10 protein-coding genes are annotated in these 13,504 nt (G+C 75.8%); 4 read left to right on the top strand and 6 right to left on the bottom strand.

Annotation, left to right across the window (positions count from 1 at the left end):
* Positions 1-34: 34 nt before the first annotated feature.
* Positions 35-982, bottom strand: a complete 948-nt coding sequence (locus tag PUR61_RS38290; RefSeq protein ID WP_329884395.1) for a hypothetical protein — start codon at positions 980-982, stop codon at positions 35-37.
* A gap of 859 nt (positions 983-1,841) precedes the next feature.
* On the opposite strand from PUR61_RS38290, the gene PUR61_RS38285 reads away from it, so the two are divergent.
* Entirely contained in the window at positions 1,842-4,862 is a 3,021-nt protein-coding gene (locus tag PUR61_RS38285) for an AfsR/SARP family transcriptional regulator (RefSeq protein WP_329884393.1), read from the top strand.
* On the opposite strand, the gene PUR61_RS38280 is transcribed toward PUR61_RS38285, so the two are convergent.
* Complete coding sequence (locus PUR61_RS38280; protein WP_329884391.1) at positions 4,848-5,381, bottom strand: hypothetical protein; 534 nt, start codon at positions 5,379-5,381, stop codon at positions 4,848-4,850. The two genes, PUR61_RS38285 and PUR61_RS38280, sit on opposite strands and share 15 nt — an antisense overlap.
* An 85-nt stretch (positions 5,382-5,466) precedes the next feature.
* On the opposite strand from PUR61_RS38280, the gene PUR61_RS38275 reads away from it, so the two are divergent.
* On the top strand, positions 5,467-5,721 hold the full coding sequence (locus tag PUR61_RS38275) for a hypothetical protein (RefSeq protein ID WP_329884389.1): 255 nt from the start codon (positions 5,467-5,469) through the stop codon (positions 5,719-5,721).
* 23 nt (positions 5,722-5,744) lie between these two features.
* On the opposite strand, the gene PUR61_RS38270 is transcribed toward PUR61_RS38275, so the two are convergent.
* Positions 5,745-6,266: a DinB family protein gene (locus PUR61_RS38270; RefSeq protein WP_329884387.1), complete on the bottom strand. Its 522-nt coding sequence runs from the start codon at positions 6,264-6,266 to the stop codon at positions 5,745-5,747.
* Between the two features lie 112 nt (positions 6,267-6,378).
* Positions 6,379-8,382: a DEDDh family exonuclease gene (locus PUR61_RS38265; RefSeq protein WP_329884385.1), complete on the bottom strand. Its 2,004-nt coding sequence runs from the start codon at positions 8,380-8,382 to the stop codon at positions 6,379-6,381.
* A 192-nt stretch (positions 8,383-8,574) separates the two neighbouring features.
* Between PUR61_RS38265 and PUR61_RS38260 the strand changes: the two genes are divergently transcribed.
* Positions 8,575-9,387, top strand: coding sequence for a class I SAM-dependent methyltransferase (locus PUR61_RS38260; protein ID WP_329884383.1), 813 nt, complete (start codon positions 8,575-8,577; stop codon positions 9,385-9,387).
* A 125-nt stretch (positions 9,388-9,512) separates the two neighbouring features.
* On the opposite strand, the gene PUR61_RS38255 is transcribed toward PUR61_RS38260, so the two are convergent.
* Entirely contained in the window at positions 9,513-9,950 is a 438-nt protein-coding gene (locus PUR61_RS38255) for a hypothetical protein (RefSeq protein WP_329884381.1), read from the bottom strand.
* 384 nt (positions 9,951-10,334) lie between these two features.
* Between PUR61_RS38255 and PUR61_RS38250 the strand changes: the two genes are divergently transcribed.
* The gene (locus tag PUR61_RS38250) at positions 10,335-11,717 is read left to right on the top strand and encodes a condensation domain-containing protein (protein ID WP_329884378.1); all 1,383 of its coding nucleotides are present in this window, start codon (positions 10,335-10,337) and stop codon (positions 11,715-11,717) included.
* 71 nt (positions 11,718-11,788) lie between these two features.
* Here the strand turns inward: PUR61_RS38250 and PUR61_RS38245 are convergent, their stop codons facing one another.
* Positions 11,789-13,351 carry a M1 family metallopeptidase gene (locus tag PUR61_RS38245; protein ID WP_329884376.1) on the bottom strand — a complete coding sequence of 521 codons (1,563 nt, stop codon included), beginning with the start codon at positions 13,349-13,351 and terminating at the stop codon, positions 11,789-11,791.
* Positions 13,352-13,504: the final 153 nt, after the last annotated feature.

Here is a 13,504-nt window from a genome sequence, read left to right as displayed (position 1 = left end):
CACGCCGCTCCGGAGGCACCGCCGGCCGATGACGTCACCGGGGCCAGGACGGCGCCGCCCGCGCCTCCCCCGGCCCGTCGTCCGCGACGGCCGCCCGCCGGTCCGCGGCCCGCGCGGCGGTCTCCGCCGGGACGCCGAGGCCGGCCGGACCGCCCGAGGTCGCCGGACCGCCCGACACCGCCGGGCGGACGGCCTCGCCGGGCTCCGCCCGGCCCACCGGAGTGCAGCGCTCCGCGGGCACCCCCCGGCCGGCCGGGAGCCGCGACGCCTCGACGGCCACGGCCGTCCCCAGCACGCCACCGGCCGGCGAGCCGACCCGCAGAGCAGGCACCAGCACGCCCTCCGCCAACGGCACCGCGGGCATGGGCGCCACGCCCCGGACGGCCTCACCTGCCGGACGAACCGGCTCGCCGGCGCCCACCGCCCGGCGCTGCGCCGTCACGGCACCGGACTCCGCCGGAACGGCGGACACCACGGGCCGCTCCGCCGACTTGGCCGGATACCCGGCCCAGGAGCCACCGACGACGGCACCCCCGGAGTCGGACGATCGCCCGCCCGCGCCGAGGCCCGCACCGGAGCTGGTCCGCTGGCCCTCCGAGGTGGCCGGGCCCACCTCCTCGGCGGCGGACGACGCGTCACGCCGGAGCTCGGCCACCGTCGAGGACAGCCGAAGGACGAAGTTCCGCTCGGCCGGGTCGCCGTTCGGCCAGTCGCAGTCCTTGCTGCGCAGGATCCTGCTCCGCAGGCCGCTCCGCGAGGTCTGCCACGGACCGGGCAGCACCCGGACGTTGGGCCGCCAGCCGACGCCGGGCACACAGTGCTCCAGCTCCAGCTCCCACTCCTCGGCCCGCACGTCGAGGGAGGCGCCGGTCCGGCCCTCCAGCACGGAGGTGCCGTACGGGGTGCGCACCACCGCGCGCTGCTCGAAGGCGGCGTCCTTGTCGAGCACCGTGATCCGCAGCGGCCCGTTCATTCGCAGCATGGTCGCCCTCCCAGGGGTCGGAGATCGCGGGACCGTCCCGGCCCCGCACCCTGCTCGACGGTGCGCCTTCCGGCCGGGGTTCACCGGCCGGCCCGGGTCCCCCTCGCGCGAACCGCCCGCGGCGGCACCCGGCCCCGCCCCGCCTGCGGACGGCGGCGCCGGGGCGCGGACCCGCGCGGGCCGTCCGCCCGTCCGGCCGCCGGTGAACCCGGGACCGCATGCGGGCCGTTGAGCTCAACACGAGCAGCCCTGCCCCACCCGCACCACCTCCACCGGCCCGCCCCGGGCCCCACCCCTTGGGCCGACCGCCCTGCGCTCTCCCGTGGCGCGTGCCCGGACCCGCCCGGACCTGCGCGGCCGGTCCCGGCAGCCACCGGCCCGGCTTCCCCTTCAGGCAATCAGCGTCTCCCCATCGCGCACAGCTGCCGGCCGATCGGACCCGCGCACTGCCCTCGACGGGCAAGCGCCCCGCGTGCGCCCCCGCCGTCCGGCGCCTCCCCCACCCCGCCGGACGGTCCCCGGCCCGACCGGCTCCGCGCGCCGCCCCGCACCCGCCGGACGGACGGCCCGGGATCGCCACGACCGCCGTCCACGCAGGGCGCCGCCGTTCCGCCCGTCCCGATCGCGCCGCGTCCGCGACCGCGTTTCCCTGATGGATCGTCAATGAACTTCAGGAGAACAACCGCCGACGCCTGCCCGACGCCCAGCTGACCGGCTCCCGTCAATCCCCCGAAAGGGCGGTCCCCAGGCGCTCCGTGGCCGAACGGCCACGGGCCGGAACCGTTCCCCGGGCGTGGCTAGACTGCGCCCCGCACAGGGACGGAGATCTCCGCCGACCGCTCTCACCTGGGAGGATCCGTTGTTCGTTCGACTGCTGGGTCCGGTGGAACTGCAGGCTGCGGACGGCCGCGCCGTCGAGCCCGCCGGCGCCAAACGGCGCGCCGCGCTGGCCCTGCTCGCGCTCGAACTCGGCCGCACCGTCCCGGTCGAGCGGTTCTTCGAACTGCTCTGGGGCGACGAACCGCCCGCCCGGGCCCGGGCCGCGCTCCAGGGCCACATCGCCGCGCTGCGCAAGCTGCTCGCCGGCTCGAAGCTCGTCCTGTCGACCCGCGCCCCCGGCTACCGGCTGGACGGCCCGGCCGAATCCGTGGACGCCTTGCTGTTCGAGCGGCTGGTCGCGCGGGCCACCGAGGTGGCCGTCCCGGACGGCGACGAGTCCGCCGCCGGACTGCTCCGCCGGGCCCTGGACCTCTGGCACGGCCCCGCGACCCTGGCCGACCTGCCCGAGACGGACCTGCGCGACGTGCTCGCCGACCGCCTCCGCCAGGTGCGGACCCGGGCCCTGGAGGCCTGGAGCGAACGGCTGCTCCGGCTCGGCCTCGGCCCCGACGCCGCACCGGAACTCGACCGCGCGCTCGAAGCCGACCCGTGGAACGAGCCGCTGGCCGCCCTGCTGGTGCTCTGCCTCCGTCAGGCCGGGCGGCCCTGCGACGCGCTGACCGTCTACCACCGCACGCGCCGCCGGCTGGCCGCGGAGCTCGGCGTCGGCCCCGGGCGCGCGCTGCGGTCGGCGGTGGCCGACATCCTCGCCGACGAGCCGGGGAGGCGCCCGCCCTCGGCCGCCGTGCGCGTCACCGGTCGTCCCGAACGCACGGCCGGCGCCGCCGGAACAACCGGCACGATCGGCCGCGTCCGCCCCCGGGCGGCCGGGTCGGCCGGCCTCTCCGCCTGCGCGGTCCCGTCCGCGCGGCAGCCGGCCGCGGTCCCGGTCCCGGCCCGCACGCCCGCCGTCCGGCCGCCGACCCCGCTCCGCCCCACCGCCGACCCCAACCCCGGCCCCGGCCCCGGCCCCGGCCCCGGCCCGGACCAACTCCCGCGCCGGATATCGGGTTTCGTCGGCCGGTCGACCGAACGCCGCTGGCTGGAGGCCGAGTGCGGGGGCGAACGCCCCGGCGGCGGTCTCGCCGTCCTGGTGGGCCCGGCCGGCACCGGCAAGACGGCCACCGCGGTGCAGTGGGCGCACGACGCGACCGCCGCCTTCCCGGACGGGCGGCTCTACGCCGACCTGAACGGCTTCGGCCCGGGCCCGCGTGCCGAACCGACCGCCGTCCTCGGCCGGTTCCTGCGCGCGCTGGGCGTCCCCGAGGGCTCGCTGCCGGAGGATCCGGCCGCCCGCGCCGCGCTCTACCGGTCGCTGACGCACGGCCGCCGGCTGCTGGTCGTCCTGGACAACGTCCGCGACGCGCAGGACGTCACCGAGCTGCTCCCGACCGGCCCGGCGTGCGCGACGGTCGTCACCAGCCGCAGCTCGCTGGAGGACCTCGTGGTGACCGAGGGCGCCGCCCTGCTGCGCCTCGGCGCCCTGCCCGCCGAGGACGCGCGGCGCCTGCTGGAGCGCCTGATCGGACCCGCCCGGGTGGCCGCCGAGCCGGAGGCCGCCGGCCGGCTGGCCGAGCTCTGCGACCGGCTGCCGCTCGCCCTGCGGATCGCCGGTGCCCGGCTGGCCGCCCGGCCCGGCTGGGCGATCGCCGACCTGGTGCCCGAACTCGCCGACGAGAGCACCCGGCTGCGTGCCCTGGACACCCGGGGCACGGCCAGCGTCCGGACCGCGCTCGATCTGACGCTGCGCCACCTCCCCGCGTCCGCCGCACGTCTGCTGGCCCTGCTCGCCGTCCACCCGGGGCCCGAGACGGACGCCCACGCCGCCGCCGCCCTGCTCCGCACCGGCGCCGCCGAGGCCCGCCTCGCGCTCGGCGCGCTCGCCGCGCACCACCTGCTCACCGAGACCGCCCCCGGCCGTTACGGCCGCCACGACCTGGTCCGGCTGTACGGGGCCGAACTCCTCGACGAGCGGCCCGCGTCCGAGCGCGCCGCCGCGACCGCGGCCCTGACCGACCACTACCTCGCGGTGGTGGCCCGCAGCTCCGCACTGCTCCAGCCCGGTCCCGCCCACGCCGCCCACCGCCCCGCGCCCGCCGTCGCCCCGCCGTTCGGCGCCGACCCCGCCGGGTGGCCGCACCTGCCCACCGTGCCCGCCACGCTCGACTGGTTCCAGGCCGCGGAACCCACCGTCCGCGGCCTGGTCACCGCGGCCTCCGAACGCGGCGACCACCGCCGCTCCTGGCAGCTGGCCTACCGCGCCGACTGCCTCTACTACGGCGCCGGCCGCCGCACGGACCGGCTGACCTGCCTCCGGGTCGGGCTCGCCGCCGCCGCCCGCACCGGCGACCCGGCCGCCGTCGCCTCCATGGAGGCGGTCACAGCCCGGGCGCTCGGCGGCAGCGGCCGCACCGCGGAGGCCCACCGGCTGGCCCGCCGCGCGGTCGACCGCACCGCCGGGTCCGGCGACACCGTCCGGGTGCAGGCCCTCACCGTCCTGGCCACGGCCACCGCGGCCGACGGGCGACCGGCGGAGGCCGTACGCCTGGGCGAGCAGGCGATCGCGCTGGCCGAGCGGCACGGCCTGGCCGAGCACGCGCCGTACGCGCTGAGCAACACCGCCGGGCTGTACGGCCTCGCCGGCGAACCCGGGCGGGCGCTGCACCGGGCCCGGGACGCCCGCGCGCTGCTCGCCGACCACCCGCTGGCCGTCTTCCACCTGTCGGCGATGATCAACGAGGCGCACGCCCTCCAACTCCTCGACCGCCGCACGGCGGCGGAGGAGGCCTGGCAGCAGACCCTGGAACGCTGCCGGGTCGCGGGCACCGTCCACCTGCACGCGGTGGCCGAACGCCACTACGCGGACTTCCTGCTGGCGGGCGGCCGCGCCCCGGAGGCCGTCCGCACCCTGCACTCGGCCCGCCGGCTGTACGGGCGGCTCGGCGACACCACGGTGGTGCACGAGCTGGAGGTGCGGTTGGCCGCGCTAGAGCCTGTCTGAGGACCTGCCGGTGCCCGGGGCCGGGCCGCCGGCCGGGCGCGGGGCCGGACCCGGGCCGTCACCGTCCGCCCGGCCCCGGACCAGATCCGCCGTCAGCATCGTCACGCCGTCCTCGCCGAAGCGGTGCAGCAGGAGCGCGACCCACTCCACCGCCTCGGCCCGCTCCAGCGGCGTCCACCCGGACGCCGAGGGGTGCTCGTCCACCACCAGTGCCTCGGCGACCATCCACAGTCCGTCCGGGGCCCTCGTCCGCGGTTCGTCCTCCAGCCCCGCCACGGCCAGCCGCCAGGCGGCCTCGACCACCTCCGCCCCGGTGGCCGGGGGCACCGCCCACCCTCCGGCGGCGAGGTCACCGTCGTCGCCGGGGAGCGCGTCGTCGTTCCCCGCGCGCTCCCCCCTGTCGGCCGGGTCCTCCGCCGCGAGCCACCTCGCCAGGAGCTCCCGGATCCCCGTCTCACCCGCCGCTTCCGCCATGGCGGCCAGCTTGCCAGCACTGCGGCCCGTGGTCATCACTGTCACGTGGACGAGTACGGCTGCCGCCCCGCGAGGCGTTCATTTCCCCCGCCGACGGGTTGCGGCGGCCCGCCCCGCTCGTTATCCGGTCATGAGCTACGACTACGTGCCTTCACCCCGGTCCAAGGACGGAACGTTTCTGTTCGACGCCCCGATCTTCGCCCGACTCGCGCGCCTCTGGCTGGATGCCGGACGGACCGTCCCGGGCCGCCCCGACCAGGAGTGGCAGCACCTGGTCGAGCCGCCCAGGTTCCGCCCCCTCGCCGAGCCCGCCCCGCCCCCGCCGCCCGTCCGGCCCGACGACCCCGCTCCCCCGACCGCACCGGCCGACCGCCGGCCGTTCTGAACCCGGCGGCCGGGCCTGCGGCGCTACGCGCCGACCTGCCCGTCGATCGCCTCGCGCAGGAAGTCGGCGTGCCCGTTGTGCCGGGCGTACTCGTGGATCAGGTGCAGCATCACGAACCGCAGCGAGACCTCCTTCTCCCAGCGCACCTGGTAACCCGTGACGTCCAGCGAGGCGGCCTCCCGCTCGATCCGCCGGGAGTGCGCCACCTCCGACTCCCAGGCCGCGAACGCCTCGGCGCGGTCGGCCCCGGCCGCGTCGTACGCGGCCTGGAAGTCCCACTCCGTCGACCAGCGCAGCGGAACGTCCTCCCCGTCGATCACCCGCCGGAACCAGGTCCGCTCCACCTCCGCCAGGTGCCGCACCAGCCCGAGCAGCGTCAGCGTCGACGGCGGGCTCGACCGCGACCGCAGCTGCTCGTCCGTCAGCCCGGCGCACTTCATCGCCAGCGTCCCGCGGTGGAAGTCCAGGTACGCGCGCAGCGTCTCCCGCTCTCCCCCGGTCAGCGGCGGCGCCACCCGCCCGTCGTCCGTGCCCGTCCCGCTCACAGGTCCTCCTCGATCGTCGAAAGTCGGACGGTGCCGATCGGCGCGGCCCGGTCCCCGGCGTCGCCCGCCCTGCCCGTCTCCGTCCGGTGCCGAACGGCCCCCGCACAGCCTCTCAGCCCGCGACGTCGACGCCGAAGCTCCGCGCGAGCTCCTCCAGTCCGTGGTCGAAGCCCTGCCCGACGACCCGGAACCGCCAGGCCCCGCCCCGCCGGTAGACCTCGCCGAGCAGGAGCGTCCGCTCGGTGGTCGCCGCGTCCAGGGTGGCCCGCACGATCGGGCGGGCCCGTGTCCCGCCCGCGAGCGCGATCTCGACCGCCCCGACGTCGCCGAAGGTGGCCGCGCCGTCGATCGCCGCCGCGATGACGATCCGGCGCACCGAGGACGCGAGCGGGCCCACATCGACGGTCACGCCCTGCTCCTGCGGGCCGTCGAACGCGAGCCGGACCGTCCCGTCCGGGCTCTCCGGCGCGCCGTAGAAGACGAAGTCCTCGTCGGAGGCGACCTGCTCCTCCTCGTCGAGGGCGAAGGCGACCACGTCGACCTCGCAGGTGCTCTGCTGGGCCCAGGACGCGTGGACGGTCCAGCGCGTGCCGTCCGCGGCGAGCGGCAGGTCGATCACGCCGCCGCGCGGCAGCACCACCTCGCCGTCCTCGTCCGGCGCGGCGCCGTCCGGCGACCCGCCCGCCGGGAGGCCCGCCGGCGGCGCGCTCCGGACCTCCTCGATCCAGGCCGGTTCGCGGACCGGCAGCCCCAGCCACTCGATCCGCCGCATCCGCCGGTCGGCGTGGGCGCCGGTGAGCGCCAGGACGTCGGTGACGTTGGCCGAGAGGTTCACCGCGGCCGCGGCGCCCAGGTCGACCAGCGCCGTCCGGGCCTCGGCCGACTCCTGGTGCCGGCCGCCCAGCACCAGGATCCGCCGCCCGGTCAATGCCCGCCGCTCCCGCGCCCCGCCGCGCCGCGCCGGCGCCCGCCCACCGGGCCCGGCCTCCGTCGCCGGCGGGACCTGGGCGGCGACCGGGGTCGTGTCCGGGACGGCGTCCGGGGCGGGCTGCGCCGCGGGGTCCGTCACCGCGCCGGCCGCGCAGGCCGGGACCGGCGAGTCCCGCACCGGCGACTCCGCCGCCGTGGGCCCCGGCACGACCGGCGCCGCCGGGCCGCCGCCGTCGGCCGCGTCGTGCGACTGCCCCGGCCGCACCTCCGCCAGCAGTGCCAGGAACGCCGCCTCGTCGACCAGCGGCACGCCCTCCGCCGCAGCGCGCCGGGCCTTCGCCGAAGCCGCGCCGTCCGGCCCCGCGTTGGCGACCAGCACGCTGGTGTGGCGGCTCACCGAGGTCATGACGTTGAGTCCGGCGGCCACCGCCCGTGCCACCAGTTCCTCCCGCGCCGTCACGGTCTCGCCGGTGACGGCGACCTTCATGCCCTGCACCAGCGGCCCGCCCGCCGCCCAACGTCCCGGGTTGCGGTAGCCGCACGGCGTCTTCGGTATCCGCGGGCGGAACTCCGAGGTGCGCCGGGGCGGGCAGGCGACCAGCGGCAGCGGGACCCCCAGCCGGGCCGCCTCCACCAGCGACCCCCGCAGGATCCCCGCCAGCACCCGGGTGTCGTCCAGGGCGTCGTGGGCCCGCCGCTGGACGACGCCGTAGTGCGCGGCGAGCGTGCCGAGCCTCAGGTCGTCCGTGGGGGTCTCGATCCGGCGGTTCAGCGCGAGCGTGCAGAGCCGCCGGGAGACCGGCAGCCAGGACCGGGCCAGCGCGAACTCGTGGCTGAGGAAGTCGTAGTCGAACTGGGCGTTGTGCGCGACCATGACCCGTCCCTCCAACAGCTCCGCGATCCGGCCGGCGACCCGTTCGAAGGTCGGCGCCCCGCGCAGCCGCTCGGCCGTCAGACCGTGGATGTCGACCGGTCCCGGGTCCACCCCGGGGTCGAGCAGCGTCGAGAACTCCCCGGTCTGCCGGCCCTGGGCGTCGACCGTCACCACCGCGACCGACAGCACCCGGTGCTGCCCGGGCCTCAGCCCGGAGGTCTCGACGTCGACGAGCGCCCAGTCGTGCTCGTAGTCGGCGGTGTCCGCGACGGGCGCGGCGGTCTGGCGGAGAGGTGACGTAGCCGAAGTCATGCCGTTAAGCATGCTCATCCTCACGTATCACTCACAACCCGATTGACCTGCTTGTTATCCGCGAAACCACCCCCTTCGGGTAGTTCCGTCACCGGCACGTTTGGGTACGTACTGCGGCGCGCGCCCGCGAGCGGGCGCGGACCCACGCACCTCCACGACACCACTCAGCCCTCACACGGAGACCGAGCCCCCATGAGCAACGACCGCATCCCCGCGTCCGTACGCCAGACCTACGGCCCTGACGACCTTTCCCGAGCCGCGAGCTTCGCGGGCGGTTTCATCAACTTCGGGGACTGGCGCGGCATCGACACCACCGCGCCCACCCCGGAGGACCGCGTCCTCAGTCAGGAGAACCTGTACCGCCGGGTGCTGCGCGCCTTCCCCGCGCCGGCCGAGTCCCTGCGGCTGGCCGAGGTCGGCTGCGGGCGCGGGCTCGGCGCCGCGCTCGCGCTGCGGGAGTTCCGCTTCGCCCGGGTGACGGGCGTCGACATCCACCCCGACCAGGTCGAACGCGCTCGCGCCGTCAACGCCCGCGCCCTGGCAACGTTCCCTGACCGGCTCGGCTACACCCTCGGTTCGGCGGACGAGCTCCCCTTCGCAGACGGCTCCCTGGACGGCGTGTACTCGGTCGAGGCGGCGCAGCACTTCCGCGAGCTGACCGGCTTCGCGCGGGAGACGGCCCGGGTCCTGCGGCCCGGCGGCCGGCTGGTGGTCACCACGTTCTTCAGCGCCGAGGGTCCGGAGGCGGCCGAGCGGCTGAGCATCCTGCTCGGGAGCTTCGCCGACGGCCTGGACGTCGCCCACCCGCTCGACGCCTTCACGGCCGACCTCGCCGACGCCGGGTTCACCCGCATCGCCACCGGATCCATCGGCGAGGACGTCTGGCCGGGGCTGGACCGCTACCTGGAGGGGACGGTCCCGTCCGGCCACTGGACCCGCAACTTCCTGACGACGTGGCGGGACGGCCTGCTCGACTACCACGTCGTCACCGCCGAACGGTCCTGACCGGCGCGCGGGCCGTCACGGGCCCGGCTCGGCCGGCGACCGTTGCGGAGGCCGGGTCCACGCGCCCGCAGGCCGGCCGCCCCGTGAGGGACGGCCGACCGGCGCGTCCGTGGACCCGGAGGGGATCAGCAGGGGACGGGCACCGAGACGGTGGCGGTCGACGGCGGCCAGCCCCACTTGGTGACGGAGAACGTCCCGGTGACGGTCGATCCGCAGGGGGCCGTCCCGGCCACGTAGCCGACCGGCCGGCCGCCGACGGGGATGACCACGTTCGGGGTGTCGGTCCCCAGCGAGGCGCCGCCGACGATCCCGGCCGTGAGGTCGAACGAGACCGTCTGCGGGGTCCAGCTGATGGCGACCGGGGTGGCGTAGCCGGACAGCCAGACCTGGTCCCCGTCGACGGTGGCACAGAGCTGGGTCCGCAGGATGCCTTCGAAACCGTAGACACAGGTCTTGGTCGCCGTCGCGGCGGTGGAGGCCTGCGCGGTGGCCTCGGTGGCGCTCACGGCGCCGAGCGCGGACAGGGCGGCGGCACCGGCAAGGATCGCGGTGAATCGTTTCATCGGAGATCTCTCCTTCACAAGGGCACAGGGTGGGCCGAGGCGCGAAGCAGTGCAATTTCACGCTTCACATGTCAGATGTTTCCATGGGTTCCGGAGATTCACCGGCTGTTCGCCTTGCGTCCGAAGATGATTACCTGATCCGACCTTCACCTGGCTGGATCTCGCGGTTCCGCATACGGCTGCCACGCCACCCTCCCGGCCCCGGGTTCCGCCGCTCGCCCGCACCGGCCACCCCCCTGAACCACCCCCACCCCACCGGTGGACTCTCGACGATCTCCCGGTGGTGCGCCAGACTCTCCCTACGGCTCCCACCGCACCCTCCGCAGCACCACTGATCCTCGGACCACACATCGGAGAACCCCCACGGTGACTACGAGTCGAACCTTGGACATCAGCTTCTCGAACGGAAGATCCGGCAGCGGCCCGGCCACCTGGGGCCAGCAGGCCATCTGGGACGTCGTCAACCGCCTGACCCCCGCCGACCGTCCGCGCTACAACATCACCACGGCCTCACCCGTGGACCCCGGCGTCCCCGTGCAGACCACCCTGGACGCCCTGCGCGACCTGCTCCACCTGCACGACTCCCTGCACACCCGTCTGCACCCGGACGAGAGCGGTACCGGGCTGCGCCAGACCGTCGACCCGGACGGCCTGCTGACCGTGCACACCCGGCACTGCGACGACGACCCCACCGAACTCGCCACCGCCGGCAGCGCACTCCACCGCCGGCTGGCCGCCGACCCGTTCGACAGTGCCACCGACTGGCCGCTCCGGGTCGGTCTGGTGATCGCCGACGGGCTGGTCCGGCACATCACCCTGGTCCTCTCCCACACCGCCGTGGACGGCAGCGGAATGGGCCGGGTGATCCAGGACCTCACCGAGCTGGCCCTGGGTGCCACCCCCGAGTCCGTCCGGGCCGAGCGGTCGCCCCAGCAGCCGCTGGAGGAGGCGGAGTTCCAGCGGTCGGAGCGGGGAAGACGCCGCGACGCCAACGCCCGCGCGCACGTCCTGCGCAAGCTGCGGCTCGGCCCGCCCCGCCTCTTCCCGCCCACCACCGCGGAGTCCGCGCCGTTCCCGAACGCACTGCTCGACTCGCCGGCCCTGTTCCGCGCGGTCGACCTGGTCGCCACCGCCCACCGGGCGAGTTCCTCCTCCGTGCTGCTGGCGGCGGCCTGCACGATGACCGCCGAGCTCTCGGGATCACCGGACGTCGTGATCCAGGTCATCGTCAGCAACCGCTTCCTGCCGGGCCTGACCGACGCGGTGAGCGTGATCGCGAGCGACGGCATGTTCCATCTGCCGAACGCCGCGGGCGACTTCGGCGAGACGGTCCGGCGCACCCAGGCCGCCGCGATCGCCACGTACCGCCACGCCTACTACGAGCGGCGCCTGCTGGACGGCGAGATCGACCGCCTGACGGCGGAGGGCGTCCCGCTGGCCGACCGGTCGTGCATCTTCAACGACACCCGCGACCTCCTGCCGGCCACCCTGGCGACCGCCCCCGTGCCGTCCTCCGAACCGCTCGACCGGGCTCGCGAACGGACCACCCTGACCTGGCCGACCGAGTTCGACCCGCGGCCCGGCCTCAGCTACGCGCTGGACGCCCTGCAGACCGGCGACGCCCTCCAGCTCGCCATGACCGCCGATCCGGCCGTCCTCCCCCGCCCCGCCATGGCGCGCTTCCTCCTCGGCATCGAGAACCTGGTCGTCGGCGAGGCCGAGGCCCTGGCCGGGGCGGCCGAGGCCGTCGCCGTCCCGGCGGGCTGACCCGCCGAACCGGACGGCCCGGCCGTCCGCGCAGCTGCGCGGGCGGCCGGGCCGGAGGTCCCGCCCGGGCGTCAGCCCCGGTGGTCGTGGACCGCGTTGGTCTCCTGGATCTTCTTCCACGACTTCGGCTCCGGCGGCACGTCCGCCGCGCCGGACGCCGGTGCGGTCTCCGACGGGGCGGTCGCCGACGGGGCACCGAACGACGGAGCCGGCGACGCGACGCCCGCCGCGACGCCCGACGAGCCGACCGCCGGCTTCCCGACGGTGAACAGCCAGGTGTTGAACAGCCCCCCGAGCGGCTTGCCGGAGATCCGCTCCGCGTACGCCTGGAACTGCTGGACGGTGGCGTTGCCGTACTTGCGCTCGGTCGGCCAGCCCTTCAGGATCCGGAAGAACGTGTCGTCCCCGACGGTGTTGCGCAGCGCCTGGACGGCCAGCGCCCCCCGGTCGTAGACGGCGGCGGCGAACTGGTGGTCCGCGCCCGGGTCCCCCGGCTTGACGGTCCAGAAGGCGTTGTCGGCCGGGTAGAAGGCGTAGACGTAGTCGGCCAGCTCCTGGGCGGTGCCCTCGTTCTCGTGCTCGGACCAGAGCCACTGCGAGTACCGGGCGAAGCCCTCGTTGAGCCAGATGTCGCTCCAGCGCTGGACGGAGACGCTGTCGCCGTACCACTGGTGCGCCAGCTCGTGGACCACCACGCCGGTGTTGGCGCCGCGCGCGAACTGGGCGGGGCTGTAGAAGATCTGGGTCTGGGTCTCCAGCGCGTACCCGGTGCGCACGTTGGGCACGTAGCCGCCGAGCGAGCCGAAGGGGTAGGGGCCGAAGTACCCGCTCAGCCAGTCGGCGATCTCGCCGGTCCGCTCGACGCTGGCCCGCGCGGCGCCGTCGTTCTCGCCGAGGTCCTTGCTGTAGGCGGTGGTGACGGGGAGTCCGCCCGCCGTGGTGTCGGTGTAGAGGTCGAACCTGCCGATCGCCAGCGTGGCCAGGTAGGTGGCCTGCGGCTTGGGCTGCCGCCAGTTGTATCGGGTCCAGCCGGCCCGCGAGCTCTGGGTCAGCGTGCCGTTGCTGATCGCCTGGGTGCCGTCGGGGACCAGGACGGAGACGTCGAAGCTGGCCTTGTCGGTGGGGTGGTCGTTGCTCGGGTACCACCAGGCCGAACCCTCGGGCTCGTTGGCGACGACGCCGCCGTCGGGGGTGCGGATCCAGGCGGAGTAGCCGCCGCGCTCGACCTCCCCGGGCTTGTCGGCGTACCGGACCACCACGGTGATCCGGCTGCCCCTGGCGATCGTCCGGGCGGGGGTGATCTCCAGTTCCTGGTCACCGGTGGCGGCGAACCTGGCGGGGCGCCCGTTGACCAGCACCTCGTTCACCTTGAGCACGAAGTCCAGGTTGAACCGGGTGAGGTCCTCGGTGGCGGTGGCGAGGAGGGTGGCGGTGCCCTCCAGCTCGTCGGTGACGGGCCGGTACTTGAGGCGGATGTCGTAGTGCGAGACGTCGTAGCCGCCGTTGCCGGCGTTCGGGTAGTAGGAGTCTCCGATGCCGGCCGCGCCTTGGCCGGCCTGGGCGGCGGAGGCGGGGACGGACAGGAGCAGGGCGAGCGCGCCGGCAGCGGCAGAGACGATCAGCCTCTTGCGCACAGGGGTCCTCCACAGGATCGCTGGGACAACGGGTCGCAACGATCCTTGTCCCGGCGGACCTCCTCCCACGCCTTGGAGATGAAATGTTCATGAGAAGAAACAGGCCGACATCACCGTGCCGCGCCCGTGCCACGTCCGGCCGGGTGCGGCCTC

The sequence above is a fragment of the Streptomyces sp. BE20 genome (genome assembly GCF_036322525.1).
GTDB lineage: Bacteria > Actinomycetota > Actinomycetes > Streptomycetales > Streptomycetaceae > Kitasatospora.
This window is presented reverse-complemented; position numbering and strand designations above follow the sequence as displayed.